At 37.1% G+C, this 19975-nt stretch carries 14 protein-coding genes; 5 read left to right on the forward strand and 9 right to left on the reverse strand.

The annotated features are described in order from the left end of the window. The first annotated feature begins 8 nt into the window (after positions 1–8). From cobA to P20429_RS05245, 4 genes are all read left to right on the forward strand, one after another. Entirely contained in the window at positions 9–872 is an 864-nt protein-coding gene (gene cobA, locus P20429_RS05260; protein WP_007585208.1) for a uroporphyrinogen-III C-methyltransferase, read from the forward strand. Between the two features lie 274 nt (positions 873–1146). Then, positions 1147–2409 (forward strand): nitrate regulatory protein, encoded by a 1263-nt coding sequence (locus tag P20429_RS05255; protein WP_007585210.1) that lies wholly within the window; start codon positions 1147–1149, stop codon positions 2407–2409. 279 nt (positions 2410–2688) lie between these two features. Next, positions 2689–3879 carry an ATP-binding protein gene (locus P20429_RS05250; protein WP_007585211.1) on the forward strand — a complete coding sequence of 397 codons (1191 nt, stop codon included), beginning with the start codon at positions 2689–2691 and terminating at the stop codon, positions 3877–3879. A 58-nt stretch (positions 3880–3937) separates the two neighbouring features. Beyond that, positions 3938–5656: a GGDEF domain-containing response regulator gene (locus tag P20429_RS05245; RefSeq protein ID WP_007585212.1), complete on the forward strand. Its 1719-nt coding sequence runs from the start codon at positions 3938–3940 to the stop codon at positions 5654–5656. A gap of 153 nt (positions 5657–5809) precedes the next feature. Here the strand turns inward: P20429_RS05245 and P20429_RS19785 are convergent, their stop codons facing one another. From P20429_RS19785 to P20429_RS05235, 3 genes are all read right to left on the reverse strand, one after another. Next, positions 5810–6259, reverse strand: a complete 450-nt coding sequence (locus P20429_RS19785; protein WP_033027013.1) for a response regulator — start codon at positions 6257–6259, stop codon at positions 5810–5812. Beyond that, on the reverse strand, positions 6256–7710 hold the full coding sequence (locus P20429_RS05240; protein ID WP_007585214.1) for an ATP-binding protein: 1455 nt from the start codon (positions 7708–7710) through the stop codon (positions 6256–6258). The genes P20429_RS19785 and P20429_RS05240 overlap by 4 nt, the downstream gene beginning before the upstream one ends. Positions 7711–8000: 290 nt before the next feature. Then, complete coding sequence (locus P20429_RS05235; RefSeq protein ID WP_007585216.1) at positions 8001–8438, reverse strand: PACE efflux transporter; 438 nt, start codon at positions 8436–8438, stop codon at positions 8001–8003. A gap of 129 nt (positions 8439–8567) precedes the next feature. On the opposite strand from P20429_RS05235, the gene P20429_RS05230 reads away from it, so the two are divergent. Next, positions 8568–9476: a LysR family transcriptional regulator gene (locus P20429_RS05230; protein WP_007585218.1), complete on the forward strand. Its 909-nt coding sequence runs from the start codon at positions 8568–8570 to the stop codon at positions 9474–9476. A gap of 6 nt (positions 9477–9482) precedes the next feature. Here P20429_RS05230 and P20429_RS05225 read toward each other — a convergent pair whose 3' ends face one another. The 6 genes from P20429_RS05225 to P20429_RS05200 all read right to left on the reverse strand — a co-directional run bounded on the left by P20429_RS05225 (position 9483) and on the right by P20429_RS05200 (position 19779). Beyond that, on the reverse strand, positions 9483–10136 hold the full coding sequence (locus tag P20429_RS05225; protein ID WP_007585220.1) for an MOSC domain-containing protein: 654 nt from the start codon (positions 10134–10136) through the stop codon (positions 9483–9485). A 389-nt stretch (positions 10137–10525) separates the two neighbouring features. After that, positions 10526–11458, reverse strand: a complete 933-nt coding sequence (locus tag P20429_RS05220; protein WP_007585221.1) for an alpha-E domain-containing protein — start codon at positions 11456–11458, stop codon at positions 10526–10528. 1 nt (position 11459) lies between these two features. Continuing rightward, positions 11460–12914 carry a circularly permuted type 2 ATP-grasp protein gene (locus P20429_RS05215; RefSeq protein WP_007585223.1) on the reverse strand — a complete coding sequence of 485 codons (1455 nt, stop codon included), beginning with the start codon at positions 12912–12914 and terminating at the stop codon, positions 11460–11462. A gap of 46 nt (positions 12915–12960) precedes the next feature. Next, a complete protein-coding gene (locus P20429_RS05210; RefSeq protein WP_007585224.1) occupies positions 12961–13839 on the reverse strand; it encodes a transglutaminase family protein in 879 nt (292 codons plus the stop codon). Then, a complete protein-coding gene (locus P20429_RS05205; RefSeq protein ID WP_007585225.1) occupies positions 13836–16355 on the reverse strand; it encodes a circularly permuted type 2 ATP-grasp protein in 2520 nt (839 codons plus the stop codon). The genes P20429_RS05210 and P20429_RS05205 overlap by 4 nt, the downstream gene beginning before the upstream one ends. A 112-nt stretch (positions 16356–16467) precedes the next feature. Further along, the gene (locus P20429_RS05200) at positions 16468–19779 is read right to left on the reverse strand and encodes a DUF2126 domain-containing protein (RefSeq protein ID WP_024611322.1); all 3312 of its coding nucleotides are present in this window, start codon (positions 19777–19779) and stop codon (positions 16468–16470) included. Between the last annotated feature and the right edge of the window lie 196 nt (positions 19780–19975).

The following is a 19975-nucleotide window of genomic DNA, read 5'->3' on the forward strand; positions in this document are numbered from 1 at the left end:
GGAATATTATGAGTGTACTGTCTTATTTTTCGGGTATTGAAAACGTGTGGCTAAATAAGCTTGTTACTAAGCTAACAAGCTCAAATGATCGCAGTGCTAAAAGCGGCAACGTTTATATAATTGGTGCGGGCCCAGGAGACGCAGAGCTAATTACGGTAAAAGCACAACGTTTAATTAATGCAGCCGATGTTGTTTTATACGACTGGTTAGTAAGCGATGATTTATTAAAAACGCTTCCTAAAAAAGCACAGCGAGTATTTGTAGGTAAACGTGCTGGTAAGCATTCGATGACCCAAGCTAACATTTGCGAGCTACTGGTTAAATACGCGCAACAAGGCTTAAACGTAGTGCGTTTAAAAGGCGGTGATCCGAGTATATTCGCACGTATTAACGAAGAAGCCGATGCACTTACCAAGCATAATATTAATTTTGCTATTGTTCCGGGTGTTACAACGGCTTGTGCTACTTCTGCTTATACGGGTATTCCGCTCACTGCGCGCGATGTAGCGCGTAGTGTTACATTTTTAACGGCGCAGTTTGCCGATCCTAACAAGCAACCTCATTGGCAAAATTACGCGTTTATGCCTGCAAACAACAACCCCACTTTAGTGGTTTATATGGGGCTTTCGCGCTTACAAACGCTAAGCAACGGTTTGCAATCAGTGGGCTGGCCAAGTAATACACCCATTGCACTAATAGAGAATGCCACTACCACTAAGCAAAAAGTAATTACTAGTACGCTTGAACTGATAGTAAATGAGCATGCTAAACACAACCTTCAAGGTCCTACCCTTATTATGATTGGTGAAGTAATAAATCATAAAATGGCAATTAGCCCTGAGTTATTAAACAGTATAAATGTTAACGCATGATACAAAATGAATAATGCACTTTTCGCGCTTACTACCTCCCCAGGAGTAGGCGCTTTTTTTGTTTTTAATTTGGGTTCAAGTTGTGTGCAATAACATGTTTAAATGCACCAAATAAGTTAAAAGTAATGGTAATTTAAATTATAGAAAAACAGTAGCAAACAAAAACAACACTTTAAGCAATTGTATTAGCTTGATTTTAAATTCAATGATGAAATTTATTAATGATTGGAACAGTGGTTGCACTTTAAAAACAAAAAAGTGTGGAATAATACCAATGGCGACAAGCAATCCTCTCACAAAACAGTTTTTATTAGCAGCAAAGTATCAAGAAATACACGCGCTAAAGCAATTACAAAACAGTTGTGCCTCGCTTACTAAATTAGGCGATTTTGTACATCAGTTACAAAAAGAACGCGCAATGAGTAATATATTTTTGGCCTCAAATCGAGAGCGATTTAAAACCCAATTACAAGAACAAATCCCTTTAAGCGACAGCGCACAAACTGCATTTTATGATTCTCTTAAACAAACATTTATAAACGACAACGCCGATACTGGCCATACTCGGTTATTTAATTTAATTACCTATAGCTTACAAGCACTCGATGCATTACCGGTATTGCGCAAGCAAATAGCACAACAAAACATTAGTGCGGTACATGCTACGCAGTCATTCACTCAGTTAATTGCTAGTTTACTCAATATTATTTTAGAGGCAGCTGATGGCGCAAGCGATCCCAAAATAACGCGCTTATTAGTCGCATTTTTTAATTTTATGCAAGGTAAAGAATACGCAGGACAAGAGCGTGCCTGTGGTGCACAAGCATTTGCAGCGAGTAAATTTACCACAGAACAAAAACAACAACTCGCGCATTTTGTACAAGAGCAAAACCACAGCTTTGACTTTTTTAATGAGTACGCCGATGCGCACCTTTTAAAATGTTTTGGCACACTAACAACGCATCAGGTTAATAATCAGGTAGAGCAACTTAGAAGTTTACTGCAAAAGCTCGATGACGAGAACGCTCAACCGCTCTCGCAACTAAGCGAAGTATGGTACGAAGTAACCACTACGCGCATAGATATAATGCACAAAATTGAACAAAATATAGCAGATCAGTTAATTGATACCGCAGCTATGCAAATAGCCTGTGCTCAACGTAGCTTAAATACAAATAAGCAGGTACTTAACAATATGGTAGAGCAACACATAGCCCCTACTTTTGGCCAATTAGCCGTTAAGCAACCAGAGCCAGAAGTAAGCCAAAACATAGCGGCCGATAAGCTCAATAGTAATAAAAGTATGTACGATTTAATTATCGAGCAAAGCCAGCATATTAAACAAATAAACCAAGCGTTACTTGACGCTAAAAAAGTAATTAGTGAGCAAAAGGTAATTCACCAAGCCAAGTACATACTTATTGAGCAGTTAAAGCTCACTGAAGAGCAAGCCCATAAACAGCTACAAAAACAAGCAATGGATACGCATAAAACCTTATTTAGCGTAGCGCAAACAATTATACAAATGAGCGATTAAATATGCTGTTTTTACTTGGGCGTATTGCTCTTTAGTAAGAACACTACCCTACATAATACTTATTTATTCAGTTATAAATTTCACGATCAGACTTAGTTTGACCTTATTAGAAAATAGATTCATAAGCTACTGACTATAATAAGGTAAGGCTTTAATTTGGCGTTAATTTATAAAGTGAATAATTCAACACATTCAAAATAATCAACTACAATAAGTTAATCATTTGTTGTATCTCATTTTAATGAGGCATATTTATTTAATACTGTTGTAGGAGTTTGAATGCCCAATGTAGAGAGTTATTTAGAAGGTGTATCATTAATAGATGAGCAGCAATTAACGACTTCTCTTGATAATGACATTCAAACAAGCTTAGAAAGCTTTGCTGAGCTAATTTTAAACATTTTTGATGCAAGCTCATCCTCTATTGTTGCTAACCTGCCTCAACGTGCTGTCGAGCTATATAAATCAGGTTCAAAAATAACAGTAGCTAAAGAGCAACTATCTGATGACGTTTTTAATGAATCGATTATCGAGCATGCTCCTAAAATATTTAGAGTGGTATCACCTATTATTTTGCCCTCAAACCTTAAATTTGGATGGTTTATATTTGACCGAGCAAGTGATTCACTACTTACCGAAAAAGAAAGATTAATCTTAAATAGTTTACAAAAAAACCTTGTTAATCAGTTAGTCCAACGTAAAAATTCATTAGATAAAATAAACAGTTTTAAGTTTCACTCAACAATTAGCGAGCTAAAAAAAGACGAAACTGAAAAAGATCGCCTAATCAAAAAATTACAAAAAATGAGCGATGAACTAGATGAATTTACCAGTATTGCTTCACACGATCTAAAGTCACCATTAAATGCTATAAAACGTTTATTAGAGTGGATTTATGATGACTGTAAAGATTTACTCCCTCAAGAGCACCTAGAAAACTTTCAGCTTGTGCTCAGCCGGGCTAATAGAATGCAAGTACTGCTAGAAGATTTACTAAGCTACTCGAGAATAAATAGCTGTGATTCAACTCATGCAAACATATCTTTAGAAAGTATTTACCAAGATATAGAACAAATTTTAGAAGTTCCACAAGCTGTCACTGTTGATATACACGCCAATAACGAAGTACTCGATATACCGCTGATCCCTTTTAAAATTGTTTTTCAAAATCTTATTAGTAATGCAATAAAACATAACAATAAAGAGCACCCGGTTATCGATATTTCACTTATCCCCTCTAATCAATATTACATTATTGAAATAACAGATAATGGCCCTGGAATTGACCCTAAATATTTTTCACTCATATTTAAGTTATTTCAGACATTGCAATCTCGAGATGATGTTGAAGGGAGCGGCATTGGACTCTGTATTGCCAATAAGCTCATTATTAATTATGGGGGCAAAATTGAAGTAGCCTCCGATGGGGAACTTGGCAGTACATTCACTATTTTTTGGCCCAAAGTTTAACTATGAAATTATCAATTATAAACGAGCATCATGTAGATGCTGCTCTTAGAAGGAACTTATGAATATTTTAATTGTTGATGATGACTTAGTTGATCGCAAATTAATTAAAAAAATGCTTATTTCTGATGGCTCTCATCATCATGACATTACCGAGGTAACGTGCGTATCCGAAGGCTTGAAAGCCATTGAAGACACGCACTTTGATATAATACTACTCGATTATAATATGCCTAAAGAAGATGGCATTGAAATGCTAATTGAAATGCGTGCAAAGCCTAAACTCGGTAACACCGCAATTATCATGATTAGCTCCTCAGAGAACTCAGCTTTGGCTATTGAGTGTATAGAAGCAGGCGCTCAAGACTTTTTACCAAAAGGTGATATAACGAGGGATAGTTTAAATAAAGCGCTTATATATGCCAAAAAACGCTTCGAGGCAGAACAACGTATGCACAACAGTTATCTTGCTGTAAAGCATATGGCAGAACGGGATCAGCTTACTGGTTTGTCTAATCGATATCATTTTGAAGAAATACTAAAAGTAATGATAGCTAACAATAAACGTGCTAAAAACTGCGTGGCGTTACTTGCTTTAGATTTAGATAACTTCAAAAATATTAATGATACGCTTGGGCATAGTGTCGGCGACGAAATTTTAATACAAACAGTAGAAAGGATTCATAGTTGCCTGAGGCAAAACGAAGGATTTGCACGCTTAGGAGGCGATGAATTTGCAGTTATAATAGGTGGAATTTGCAACATTAATCAAATAGGTATGATAGCAAATAGAATTTTAGCAGAAGTTTCTAAACCCTTTTTGCATGAAGGCAGAACTTTAAATTGCAGTGTTAGCATTGGAAGCGCCATATACCCAAATGATGCTACTGAATCTCATGAACTGCTAAAATGTGCTGATATTGCAATGTATCGCTCAAAGCAAAGTGGTAAAAGTAGAATAAGCTTTTACAAAGAGCAATATCAATATGAATTTAGTCGTCGGGTAGATATTCAAAATAGTATAAAAGAGCATATAGAGGAAAAAAACTTTAGGCTATTTTATCAACCTGTTTATTGTTCAAAAACACAAATAATGACAGGTGTCGAAGCCCTGATCCGTTGGCCAGATACAACCGTTAATTATACCCCCGATGAGTTTATTCCTATTGCTGAAGAGTGCCGATTAATAGCCCCCCTTGGAAAATGGATAATTGCGAGCGCTTTAAAGCAGTTATCTTTGTGGCAGAAAGACTATCAAACGCCGTTAACTCTATCTATTAATATTTCACCGATACAGCTGCAAAGAGAAGTTTTACAAACGTATCTATTAGAGACGGTCGAAAAATACAATTTAAAAACCAGTAGTATTATTCTGGAAATAACAGAAACAGCTTTTATGGAAAATAGTAAAGAAGTGATTGAGATATTAACTTCTTTGTCTAATAAAGGGTTTAGGATTGCTTTGGACGATTTTGGTATGGGTTATTCATCCATATCTCACCTTATTTCCTACCCTATTGATATAGTAAAATTAGACAAAAGCATGCAATCGTTAGGTGGAGAAAATAATAAGCGATTAAAAATAATCGAGAGCTTATCTTTAATGCTGAAGAAACTAGATTTTTCTGTGGTAGCTGAAGGAATCGAAACTGAAACCCAGCATCAGCTGTGTAAAAAATTAAATATAGACTACCTGCAAGGTTTTCTCTTTTCAAAGCCTATGCCTGTAAACGAAATTAATTTGCTGCTCGATGACTATAGTAAAAAAATAAGCCTTTAATAAATAGGTTATTTTGAACCTTTGTAAAATTGAAGCTTAAATCAAACACCTTTATAACCTTAAGCTAAAAACCTTTGGTTTGTGTCACATACTCAAACTAAAGGCTCTCAAATTGGCACAGCCTAGCGGGTTAAAACTTAAAACACATGCAAATCAGCTGTGTTTTTCCAAATGCTGACCGATGACAGCCAATACTTTTTCTTTTAACTCTGCTGCCTGAAAACTTCCTTTTACAAGGTAACCTTTAACAAAATCGTGTGACATTATAATCTTTTTTTCTTCTTCTCTTTCTGATGAGCTAAACATCATAACCACACACGAACTGATTTCTATCATCTTCCTCAGTTTAGAAAACTCTTCTAAAAACTGAAGACCATTGACTCTTGGCATATTGATGTCCAAAAATATGAGTATTGGAGGAAATCCATCAGGGTACTCTTTTCTGTTAGCTTCATAATTTTCTAGAAATTCTAATGCTTCCTGGCCATCTTTTTTTTCAAAAATTGTAAGATCTAATTCAGCCTCTTTAATTAATCTTTTAAGAATATACCGGTCAACTTCATTGTCATCGACAATTAATATAGGGGGTTTAATTTTTGTCATGTTAGCTTATCCATTGGTATTATTATTTTAAACGTCGTACCTTCATCAGAGCTTTGCAGTGATACTTCACCATTTAAATACTCAATATGTTTTTTAACCAGCGCCATCCCTAAACCAGAGCCTGTGCTCGTCTGTGCATGAAATCGCTTAAACATATCAAACACTTCACTTTGATGCTTTTGTGGTATTCCCATTCCGTTATCTGTAACAGTAATAAAAAACGTCTCTTGCTCATTAAAAATGTCACAGCGGACATAAGGCGAGTCTTTATTTCTGTCGTAATACTTCAACCCATTTGATATCAAATTTTCAATAATTTGAGCAAAACGCGCTTTTTCCGACTTTATAGGTACTGATAGATTAATTGTTGTTTCGAGCGCACAAGGATTATCTTTCATGAGCCAAGACAGTCGTTCTTTCATATCAATAATTAACTGATTAAAGTCAATTACATCTTTATCTTCATTACCAATTTCAGCTTTGGCTAACAATAAAATATCAACAACAAGTGTTTCTAACTTTTCCATTTGTTGATAAATAACCAGTGCATTTCGGCTTGCCTCCTCTGTGTCTCCCGCTTTTATATCTTCGATAACAAAATGCGCTAAGGATTTAGCCCCTGACAGCGGTGACTTCAGGTCATGGGAAGCCCGATAAGCAAACTGGGCAAGCTCATCATTTGCTTGCTGCAGGGAAGCTGTTTGGCTGTTTATAATCTCTTTGAGTTCAATACTGTTTTCAATATTTAAAAGATCATTTTTAATTCGCTGTCTGGCCGCGATAACGAGTGCTTTTAATTCACCCGACGTTTTTATATCAAGTTCATCGTCCAGATTAATATTGTTTTCGGGCTTACTTGATAAAAGTAGAGTTAGATTTCGAATAGAGCTCGATATTGTGCGAGAAAGATAACTTATAAAAAGAATATTAAAAAAAGATATGATTATAACAAGTGGAATTAACGTCATTAGTATAAACGATACTGTTTTTCTAATTGGTTCCTCAAACAGCTCCGTATTTTTATTAAAGCCACTTAGCGAAGTATTAAGATTTAGTAAAAAAGCGTCTCTACTAAGTTCCCCCTTTTTATACTGATTAACTGACAATAAGGCTTTATCAGCAATTTCAATATCGTTTTCACAGATTGTTAATGTATGATCTGTGTTAATAACTTTCATAACAGCATAATTTAACGGGTTTATTTGTTCAATACATTCAATAGGTTGCTGCCTAATTAACAATATATCCGACTCAATGGCATTTATATCTATGGGGATATCATTTTCTATTTTTTTAACTGACTTGGTAAGTTGATGTGTATACTTTAAATGAAGAAAGTTAAGTTGATGAAACTTAGCCCCTTTAGCTATTTCAAAAGCTGAGTAGACAGTAATACTTATCTCTGCTGCAGTTAATATTACAATAAGCATCAGTTTTCTTGAGATATTCATATACGACACCTATTTTAGCTACTAACCCAAAAATCTTTAAATAACACTATAATAATTATAGTATTTATAACCTTAGGTATAGCAGATTTTATCTTTTTTACTAGCTCCTCTATGAATAACAGTTGATATTTAGCTTTATTCACTTTTAATAAAAAGATCCTTTATTAGTTTTTTGCCACTATAAAGCAAACTTGGGTAATATTACGCCTCTAAAAGTACTGGTGCATTGGCAAATACACCAGTAGCTAAATACAAAACTTTGTTAAGTCATCCCATATTTAAAAAGTGTATTAACATGCAGCATTTTTTGAATGAAAAATATAGGCTCGTGTGTGGTCGTACACTAGGTTAAAAGTAAAAGCGTAAAGGGTTATAAAAAAAGTTACGCCGATATCCATTATTAATGCTTCCCATAAGCCTACGTTTAAAATGCTCGCCATTACGGGAATAGTAAAAACAAGTAACCCGCCTTGAAATAAAATCACGTGAAAAATACGGAATAATACAGAACGTTGCTCTTTTGCACCGGTAGCTACTTTGTCAAAAAACCAATTAAAAACAAAATTCCAACACATCGCAATCGTTGCAATTATAATCATAGTGCCTGATAAAGCCGATATTGCATGCTCTGTAAATACAGCCAAACCAATAATCGACAGCGTTACCGCTAATACTTCAAACAAAACAGCCTGAAACATCCTCTCTAGCGACCCCATTTTTGCATCCATAATTAACCCCTTTTACGCCAAATAATTAAAGAAAATAATAGTGACATAATTTAATTATTTGCAAAGTTAGTAGCCATCACCTTTAGTGATAAGATGAGCAAATAAGTACTCACCTTTAAGTTGAATGATATGTATAGTTTTGAGCAACTAAAAATTTTTGTAACCGTGGTAGAAACAGGATCTTTTTCGGCAACAGCCCGAAAGCTTAACCGTGCACAATCGGGAATTAGCCAAGCTATTTCTAATCTTGAAATAGCGATTAATCAAACATTATTTACGCGTAATAAAAATATACCCAGCTTAACGATCAGTGGTAAGGCATTGTTACCTGTTGCATACTCTATACTTCATCAGCAAAAGTATTTTGACCAAAAAGTGGATGCATTAGCAAAAAATTATGAGCATGAGGTAATTATAGCTATTGATGAAAGCCTAAATAATCAAGATATTTTAAAAGTGATTGCCCCACTTGCTGATCAGTTCCCGATTACTAATTTCGAAATAATATCGACAACAACTGACGATGTAGAAAACTTAGTAAAAATAGGAAAAGCACAAGTAGGTATCATTTATAGTGATGGGGAACTAAAAGTTGATATGGATTTTTTTCGATTAGGTCAAGCTCGATTTTTAACGATTTCATCACCAGAACACCCGCTTGCAAAGCAAAAGGCTGTAACAAGCAATGATTTAAAAGCCCATAGGCAATGTGTTCATCGCAGCCTTAGCCAAAAAGAGTTATGGTTTAGCTACGCAATTAGCTCTAGAATTTGGTACGCAAATACACATCAAACCCTTATCGACTTAGTAGTTCAGGGTATTGGTTGGGCGCTTGTACCCGAGTTTGCTATTAAGAGGTATATAAACCAAGCTGAAGTGGTAACGCTACCCGTTACTCATGAACAAGGCGGTTGGCTTACTCCTGTGGGATGCGTTGTTTCAAGAAGCCAATCAACAGGACCTGTTCTTCAAAGTTTAATAAATAGGTTGCAGCAACACTTTTTAAAGAGTGATAGCGCGGGAATAAAACAGTTTTAAACTGCTTTATTCACTTTTAATAGCAAGCTTCTTCTTTAGCTTTTCTTGCCACTCTACAGCAAGCTCTGGCAAAGTTAATGCTTCTAAAAGTATGTCTTCATAACCTACGTATTTTTTATCAAAAAATGCCTGGAACAGTTTTTTAACTGATATGTCGTGCGAGCCTTTCTTCTCGATAACAACACTATCACCCGTTTTTGCAACGCCCTGCTCTAGTACCCTAAAATATACGCCAGTGCAGTAATGCTGCGTAAACAATTTAAGGCTGTTTTTATTATTAAGGGCGATAGCTAATTTAAAACAAGGTACACGAGGCTGGCTTACTTCAAGTAATGCAGTACCAATTCGAATATGATCGCCTATGTGTATATTCACTTCATCAAGGTCAGAAATCGTGAAGTTTTCGCCAAAGGCACCTACTGCCAAATTATCATTCTCGAGGATTTGTTTCCAATACTCATAATGATTGTGCGAAAAAGCATATACCGCTTTATCTACCCCGCCGTGATTAACTAAATCAGCTTGCTCGTCACCTATAATGTTTAGTTTTTCAATAACAACAGGTTTGTTAGTTGGGGTTTTGAATATTCCCGTTTTCACCTCTTTACCATTATGAATAAGAGTTTTAATTTTAGAGATATTAGTCGAGATGATTTTCATTGCGATACCAACGGATGAGGAAGTAAAGATTAATTATGCAGGTTTTAAAATTATTATAAATAAATTTAAGCAAAAAAATGACCGCTCAAGACTAGGGCGTGTTTATCTTTGTGGATTGAAATTTATTCAATCTAGGGGCGATTAAATCGCAGCGCGAGGTTTGTAACCTAGTGGGCTAAGTAAAAACCGAGCAACAAAGAGTTAATCGTCCCTAGAAAGAACCCAGAGGGCAGCGCATGTTTGGTATTTATGCTGCGTTATCGCCCATTAATGGGGAATAACCACACTACATAGGCTCTGCCTTGCCTAAAAACCAAACAGTCTGCTGTAAATTCAACCACCAAAGTTCAACACGCCCTAAGCAGTCATTTCACAATATACAGTTTTTATTATTCTGCTTGTTTTAAAAAATACGTTTCGGCCAGTCCGTTATGTATTCCAGCTAAGTCTATTTGTATTTCATCGATAAAGTCATGCAACAGACCATTTTTAAGTACTCGTACGTCTTTATTTTCTAACTCAACAATTGCATCATCAATTGATTTAATAATTTCTGTTGAGTTTGGTAAAGGTAAAACCAATGCTTTTAATTCATTCATACAAAATAAAATAGATCGTGGGAATACTTTGCTGTGCATCACAAATTCTATTACATCTGCACGCTGTACTCTAACGCCCATTTCTTGGCGATACATTTGATAAGCACTTAACGAACGCAATAAACTGATCCACTGAATATTATCAAACGGCTTCACTTCTTCTTCATTAGTAATTAACGTAGCAGAGCGAATATCTAAAATTCGCGATGTCATATCTGCGCGCTCTATAATCGAACCAAAGCGGATAAAAACATAGCCCTGATCATGATTAATTGTGGCATCTAACGCCCCAAATATTTGATGGGCTGAATCTATAATCTTTTTTAAATAATCAAAACGTCCGCGCTTTGTTATCCCTTCTTTTTGATTATCTTTTACATAATAATAAAGAGAGTTAATTTCTTCCCATACATCTCGAGGTATTACATCGCGGATTGTACGTGCGCTTTCTCGTGCCGAGGTAATAGAGTTTAAAATTGACGAGCTGTTATCACTACCAACAAGTAAATACCTTAATGCTTTTTGTTCAGTAAAATCAGTATGGTTTTCTGAATACGCTTTACGCACACCAATAATATCAATTAATGGCTCCCAGCCGGTACATACGCCTTTGGGTAAGTCCATCATCAGTAAATTGTTAACGTTGATTAAACGAGCTACATTTTCCGCACGCTCAATGTATCTAGATACCCAATATAAAGTTTCGCCTACTCTTGATAACATATTATTTAGCCTCTTCGTCAACAATCCAAGTATCTTTACTGCCACCACCTTGTGATGAATTAACCACCAAAGAGCCTTTAACCATAGCAACACGCGTTAATCCACCAGTGGTAACTTGCGTATCTTTACCTGATGATAAAATAAACGGTCTTAAATCGGTATGTCGACCATCTGGTTTATTACCATCAAATGTTGGTACTGTTGATAAATCTAATGTTGGTTGAGCTACCCAGTTTCGTGGGTCCGCTTTAATTTGAGCAATACACGCTTCTTGTTCTTTTTTAGTCGATTTAGGACCAATTAATAATCCATATCCGCCAGATTCATTTGCTGGTTTAACAACAAGCTTATCGATATTTTTAATCACATGGTCGCATTCTTTCGGGTCTAAACATTTGAACGTTGGGACATTAGCAAGTTTAGCTTCCTCGCCTAAGTAGTACTTAATCATCTCAGGTACATAGGCGTAAACTACTTTGTCATCAGCAACACCTGCGCCTGGTGCATTAACCAAAGCAACATTACCTTTAGACCAAGCACGCATTAATCCAGGAACGCCAAGTTGGGATTCTGGTAAAAAGGCTTCTGGGTCTAAAAACAAATCATCTATACGACGATAAATAACATCAACTCGTTGTAGCCCTGTGATTGTTCTCATGTATACACAGTCATCTTTTTCAACAACTAAATCGCGCCCTTCTACCAGTTCGCAACCCATTTCTTGGGCAAGGTAACAATGTTCAAAATAAGCGGAGTTAAATACCCCAGGAGTAAGTACCACAACTTCTGGTTTATCTTGTGGACGAGGCGACATTGCCGCTAGCATATCAAACAGTTGTGAAGGGTAATCATCAACAGGTAAAATCGATACTTGCTCAAATAATTCAGGGAATACACGCTTCATTACAGATCGATTTTCAAGCATATAAGATACACCCGAAGGAACACGCAGGTTATCCTCAAGCACATACATTGTACCGCTACCATCGCGTACTAAATCTGAGCCACAAATATGCGCCCATATTTTATTTGGCGGGTTTATTCCCACGCATTGCTGGCGAAAGTTAACTGATTTTTCTAGTAACCCTTTTGGAAAAACACCATCTTTTATTATTTTTTGGTCGTGGTATAAATCATCTATAAAAAGGTTAAGCGCTTCAACACGTTGCTTTAAACCAACCTCTACGCTTTGCCATTCTTTTTTACCAATAGTTCGAGGAATAATATCAAACGGCCAGGCTCTATCTATCATATTACCTTCGTTGTAAACCGTGAAAGTAATACCCATTTCTTTAATAGCTAAATCAGCAACCGCTCTGGCTTTTACTAATTCTTCTGCTGATAAATTAGCAAAAAATTGTGCTAATTGTGTTCCATGCGATCTAACGTTTCCTTGTGCATCAATTAATTCATCAAAGAAACCTTTTGTTTGGTACGCTTTCCAATCAATTTTCATACACTCTTTCACCTTATCCATCATCATATATGACGTAGTTAAACTGCTATTCCATTCGAATCATATCAACCGCTACATCAAGCAATTGACTACCGCCACCAAATACCACTCCTTTTAAAGGAGTTACGTCAGAAAAGTCTCGCCCTACGGCTAGAGTAATATGCTGATCGCGTGGTAAAACATTATTTGTTGGATCAAAATCAACCCAACCAAAGTTTGGCACAAATACCGCAAACCATGCATGAGTTGCATCTGCACCTTCTAGCTTTTCTTCGCCTTCTGGCGGCATGGTTTCTATGTACCCACTTACGTATCGACCTGCTAACCCTACGCTGCGTAAGCATGCAAGCGCAAAGTGTGCAAAGTCTTGGCAAACGCCCCTTTTTTGTGCAAAAACAGTGCTCAAAGGCGTGCTAATTGTTGTAAAACCAGGATCATAATGAAATTCATGAAAAATCCGTGCCATTAAATCTTTGCATGCAGAAATTATATTTTTGTGTGCATCAAACGAAATTAATGCGTATTCCTTAATTCCTTTATCTATTGGAATAAGCTGTGAAGGTAGTACAAATTCAGACGTTTTTAATAATTCCGCTGTATTTGGTTCAACCAATAAATCACGTACTTTTCGCCAAGCAATATCAACGCTCTCTAAATTACTATTAGCGCCGACTAACAGTTCTACCTCGCTGATCATCGTTACTTTAAGTTTTTTATGCTGTATTGCTATTTCAAACGCTGTTACCTGATTATTAAAATAATCAGTAAATGTTTGTAAGTAAGTCGGTGTAGGTTCAATTTCTACACGGCTACTGTGGCATATTTGCCCGCGATTCGTTTTTGGCGTTAATCGCGCTTGGTTTTGACACAAACTAACAAAGTCTGAATAGTTGTATGTAGTCGAGTGCTTTATTTTATATTTCACGATTGAGCTTGCTCAATATTAGTCCAGTTCAATTTATTTGCCGTTTGGGTATGAGAAAAATACTGTAGTAATAATACATCACAAAATGTATCTAAGTTCATACGCGTATTATGGTTAAATTCGATTAACTGGTTACGTTGTCCATTTTCACTTTTTTGTAGGTAATCTTTCTCAGTTACATAACAACTTGTTTTAGAAAGTAAAATTGCTTTTTCGTGTGCCGCAATTACGCCTTGTCTGCGTTTTGTAGGTAAATGCTTACACAACTTATTAATTTCCTCTAACTGAAATAATAAAGAACGTGGGTATTCAGCATCTAAAAGTAATAGCTCAAGCCCTGTACCAATGGTTTGATACATTCTGTATCGGCGCTTATGCGTAACTAAACTAACTTGGCAACTTAGCACGGCTTCAAGTAAGCCAAGCTCTTCGGGCTCGTCTAACTCTTTGGTTAATAAAGCCGCACTTAATGATGTTATTTGTAAGCTACGCTCTACTCTTCTGCCCATTTCGAGTAAAAACCAGCCGTTACTATTTGGCATACAATCTGCAATCGAGCCATTAAAAGCCATAATTGAGCCTATAACTCTATCTAGGCTGCTTTGCATTGCACGCGTTGGAATATTAATATTTACATTTTTAAATACTTTAATTTGCTCATTAATATCATCAATTATTCGGCGGCTATCATGAGATAGTAATTCTTGAATTTGCACCGACGCATTTGCAATGTACTTTAATGTATTAATAATACTGCCAGCGCATTGCTCGTCTGCAAGGAGTTGAAAGGCAGTTTCTTTAGACAGATTTACATCAATTCCATCTAGTTTTAAATCAGGTTCTATATAGGGATAAACAATATATTGCGACCTAATGGCATTAGAAAGCCGTGCAACTATACTTTTTCGTATTGAATCTGGGTAAACAGAAAATTCGGTGTACTTGTCTATAAAAATACGCAATATACGTATGGTGTTTTCGCAGCGTTCTAAGTATCGACCCAACCAAAAAAGGTGCTCAGCCGTACGGCTCGAAATAACCCCTTCAAGTAGCGTTACATCCATTCTTTTTCTAATTGGCACCGGTGGATTATGCTCGCCTAAATCAACTCTATCGGCTGTATTTATCCATGTATCTTTGATCCAACCAGATATTCTCGGGTTGTTACTTTTTTCGTTCGAAAAACACAGTGCTGAAGGAAGTACTTCTACGCCATTTTCTGTGGTTAATGCATAACACCTAAACACCACTGGCTTGGAGATTAATTGTCCGTCATGCCAAAATGGTGCACTGCTGAAAGAAGGTTTTTCTTGGAAAAAGTAATTATCGGGTTCTTTACTAATAAGTAGCTTTATTTCTTGCTCGTCTAGCACTCCATCTAACTTGAGTGTAGGGTCTATAGCAGATAGTAGTTCGAGGTTATTCCAATCAACGGCTTGTGCTTCTTTTACACTTAAGTAATTTGGCTCACCTAACAACAGCGGTTGTTTTAAAATTTGCTGCGATAACTTTTCTAAGTTGCATTTTATTGAAGGTGACGAGAGCACACCGCTACCAAACGGGTTTAAAACCTTAACCGACCCTTGTCGTACCGATTGTAATAAGCCCGGAATACCATGAAGTGAATATTCAGTTTGCTCTAAAGAGTCAATACAACGATCAGAAACCCAGCGTAAAATGACATTAATTTTACCCAAGCCTTGTAACGATTTTAAACAAACGTCACCACCACGTACGGTTAAGTCGGCGCTTTGTACTAATGTGTAGCCAAAGTAGGTAGATAGGAATGCATGCTCGTTGTAGTTAGGGTCATCAATTCCTTGGGTTAGAATTACAATTCGTGGGTCATCCATGTAGTGGGTATATTCGTTAATACCCTCTTGGAATAGGTTTAAAAATTCTTTAATTTGCTGAACATTACATTCGGCAAATTCTTCAGCCATTACACGCCTTGCAATAATACGGCTTTTAATTAATAGCCCTAAGCCTAACGGGCACTGACAATGATCGCTTAATACTTTAAATTCGCCTGTTGGCGTGCGGTAAACATCTAATGCAGTAAAAAAAAGTGTTAATTCGTTACTAGGTAAGCTAAAACCTTCGCGTAAGTAATTAGGGTCTTGAAAAAGCTGCTTTGCAGGAATATGACCATCGACTAATAATGTTTGGTCACCGTAAATATCTTGCTGAATTTTATTTAATAAAAGGGTTCTTTGTTTTATTCCCTCTTCGAGCAATGCCCAATCAGCTTTAGATAACATAAATGGCAATGGGTCGAAGTGCCACTGCTTATTGCTTTCATTTTTAATATTGCCATTTTGTAGCAATTGGCTAATTTCTGTAGCGCGGCTACTAACATCATCTGCTGTTAGACTAGCTAAACGCTTAAATAAAGTATCCCAATGGTCTGGGTTTAAACCACTGTGGTTTGCTAGTTCATCATGTCCATGTGATTTATCAAGGTATAAAGACAACCACTCAGGCAATTCCGGCATCGCGTTATTGTTAATATACAAGCTGAAAGCGCTCCAATTTATAGTAAATAGCCGTGTTCATAATGATGCTTTAAAAATATTTAGTCATTCCACTTTAAATAATTTCAAAGTGGAATGACACAACTATCAATTATTATTTAAAGTTAGGCTGCCTGCGTAAATCCAAGGTATTTGGATAATCAGGATTACTACTTTCTTCATCAGGTACCACGTATTCACTTGCGCTTTGCGCCGATTGAAAACTATGCGTAACCGCCGATGGGCTCCAGCTTGGTTCTGCTGATGCAAGTAACGATGGTGTATGCCCATGCTCCCAAAATCTTGCAACCCTGCGCCCTTCAGCTTCAAATGCATTAACCGGTAGCGTTTCAGGATTACGACCCCCAGCATGGCTCACATGATATACAAAGCCTCCAACTGAACGACCTTCCCACGTATCGATTAAATCAAAAACTAATGGAGCATGTACGCCAATAGTTGGGTGAAGCGCTGTAGGTGGTTGCCAAGCTCGGTATCGTATACCCGCGACCATTTCATCTTTTGCTTTACCTTTAACCGGTTTAAGCGGCACTCTTCGACCATTACACGTTACAACATAGCGATCGCTCATTGTTCCTTGTACTTTTATTTGTACTCTTTCTAATGACGAATCTACATAGCGCGCCGTACCCGACGCACTTGCCTCTTCGCCTAGTACATGCCAAGGCTCGATTGCGGTTCTAAGCTCAAGTGTAACGTTATCAAGTTCTCGCGTTCCACATACCGGAAACCTAAATTCAAAAAATGGATTTAACCAACTTAACTGAAATTGAAAACCTGCTTGTTGTAAATCGCGGCTTACTTCAGCTAAATCGTTTTCTACATATTGTGGTAATAAAAACTTGTCGTGTAACTCTGTACCCCAACGTATTAATGGCTTGTGGTAAGGTTTTTTCCAAAACCAAGCAAGTAAAGTACGCAACAGTAGCATTTGCACTAAGCTCATTTGTGAATGTGGAGGCATTTCAAAGCCTCTAAATTCTACAATCCCTAAACGACCTGTGGCTGAGTCGGGTGAATAGAGCTTATCTATACAGAATTCTGCTCTGTGTGTATTACCCGTTAAATCCACTAATAAATTACGCAGTAACCTATCAACTAACCAAGGTTCAGGCACCTCACCTTCGGGCATATGCGAAAAGGCAATTTCTAGCTCGTATAAAACTTCATCACGGGCTTCATCCACTCGCGGCGCTTGGCTTGTAGGACCAATAAAAAGCCCCGAAAATAAATACGACAAACCAGGATGATGCTGCCAATAGGTAATAAAACTTCTTAAAATATCAGGTCTGCGTAAAAATGGGCTTTGCTCAGGTGTTTCGCCACCAAGCGTTACGTGGTTACCACCACCAGTACCAGTATGGCGACCATCTGCCATAAACTTATCGGTACCTAATCGGCATTCTTTTGCTAAACCATATAGCGTTGTAGTTCGACTGACTAATTGATCCCACGATGTTGAAGGATGAATATTTACTTCAATAACACCTGGATCTGGCGTTACAGCGTATTTTTCTACGCGGCTATCTTTAGGTGGGCTATAGCCTTCAATAACAAGCGGCATTTTAAGTTCTTTAGCCACACTCTCTATACTACTTATTAAACCCATGTAATGTTCAAAATGACTTGTTGGTGGCATAAATATATATAAACGCCCCTCTCTCACTTCCATTACAAGCGCAGTTTTAACCATTTCTTTACCAATAAAGCCCTTTTTAAGCTTTTTAGCTTTGGTAAAATTTTCTGGAATATCAAACGGGTCGCGGTCAATAATATTGCCGCTCCACTCAAGGCTGTCTAAAGGTAGGCGATAACCAAGTGGTGATTCACCCGGCAATAAAAAACAATGACCCCGTTTAAACTCCCACGTACACGACTGCCAACAGTTTTTACTATCGTTCCATTTTAAAGGTAAAACATAGCCAACAGGCTTTTCTATCCCTTTATCCATTTTGGCTAAAAAGCCTTTTCGGCTCATTGCATGGAGAAGTTCTGGTTGATCTGGTTTTATTTCGGTAGGTAATGAGGCTTCTTGCCACATGTGATATAAAATATCTTCATAAGCCGTAGTAAGTGCCTTGGTTTCAAGACCAAGTGAGTCACACAGTTTATCAGCAAACTTTTTAGTATCGGTATGATCAAATTTATAATCTTTATTAGGATCGGCTAATAGTGCAGCATCTTGCCATAAAGGCTCGCCGTCTTTGCGCCAATAGCACGCATATTGCCAACGTGGTAATGGCTCACCCGGATACCATTTACCTTGTCCGTAATGAGTAAAGCCACCTTTTGTGTATACTTTATTCATTTCTACAAATAAATTTTGAGCTAATATTCTTTTTTCTTTACCATCGGCATCAGTGTTCCACTGAGGATGTTCCATATCGTCAATAGAAATAAACGTAGGTTCGCCGCCCATGGTTAAATGTATGTTTTCTTCATTGTAAACATTATCAACGTGCTGACCTAAGCGATTAATTGCAGCCCACTGCGCCTCAGAATACGGCTTAGTAACACGTGGGTCTTCGTGTACACGCGTTACTTTATTATAAAAGCTAAACTCAGATTTACAGTCGTCTATACCGCCTGTTACCGGTGCTGCCGAGCTTGGCTCTGGCGTACACGCCAATGGAATATGACCTTCACCAGCAAATAAACCCGAGGTAGGATCAAGCCCTATCCAACCTGCACCCGGAATATACACCTCGGTCCATGCATGCAAATCGGTAAAGTCTTCTTCTGGACCGCTTGGGCCATCTAGTGATTTTTGATCTGAGGTTAGCTGTACTAGGTAACCCGATACAAATCGAGATGCCAACCCTAAATGACGAAACAATTGTACTAACAACCAAGCAGAATCACGACACGAACCTGTTTTTTTACTTATTGTTTCGTTTGCCGTTTGCACACCGGGTTCTAAACGAATGCCATAACCTACTAATTCATAAATAGCTTGATTAACAGCCACTAAAAAATCAACGCTTCTAAGCGGCTCTTTAGGATTTAAAGATTCAATTAATTCTTTAAATTTTGGACTGGCTTTACGTTTTTTTAAATAAGGAGTGAGTTCTGACTTTGAAATAGCATCGTAAACAAACGGGAAGTTTTCGGCGTAATCTTCTAAAAAGAAATCAAAAGGATTAATAACCGTTAGTTCGGCGACCAAATCAACTGTAAAACTAAATTCGGTAGTTGGCTTGTTAAACACCACCCTCGCTTGGTAATTACCAAAAGGGTCTTGTTGCCAATTTATATAGTGATCTTCTGGAACTATTTTTAAAGAATAACTTTTAATTTTTGTACGGCTATGTGGCGCTGGACGTAATCGGAATATATGCGGCCCCATATTAACTGACCGATCGTATTTATACTGAGTATGGTGCGAAATCCCAACTGTAATTGTCATCTATTAATTCCCCTTTAATAATGTATGGCCACAATATAACGCTGAAAATATTATTTGGACTAAATTCACTTGTGCAATTTTTATACCAAAAGACTTGCTTAAGTAGTACTGTTCATCCACTCGCGGCTCTTGCACAAAGCAACGTTATGCATAGAGGTTTTGACCTAATTAATAGGAAAAACACACCAATTCAATA

The sequence above is a fragment of the Pseudoalteromonas sp. BSi20429 genome (assembly GCF_000238895.1).
Lineage (GTDB): Bacteria > Pseudomonadota > Gammaproteobacteria > Enterobacterales > Alteromonadaceae > Pseudoalteromonas > Pseudoalteromonas arctica.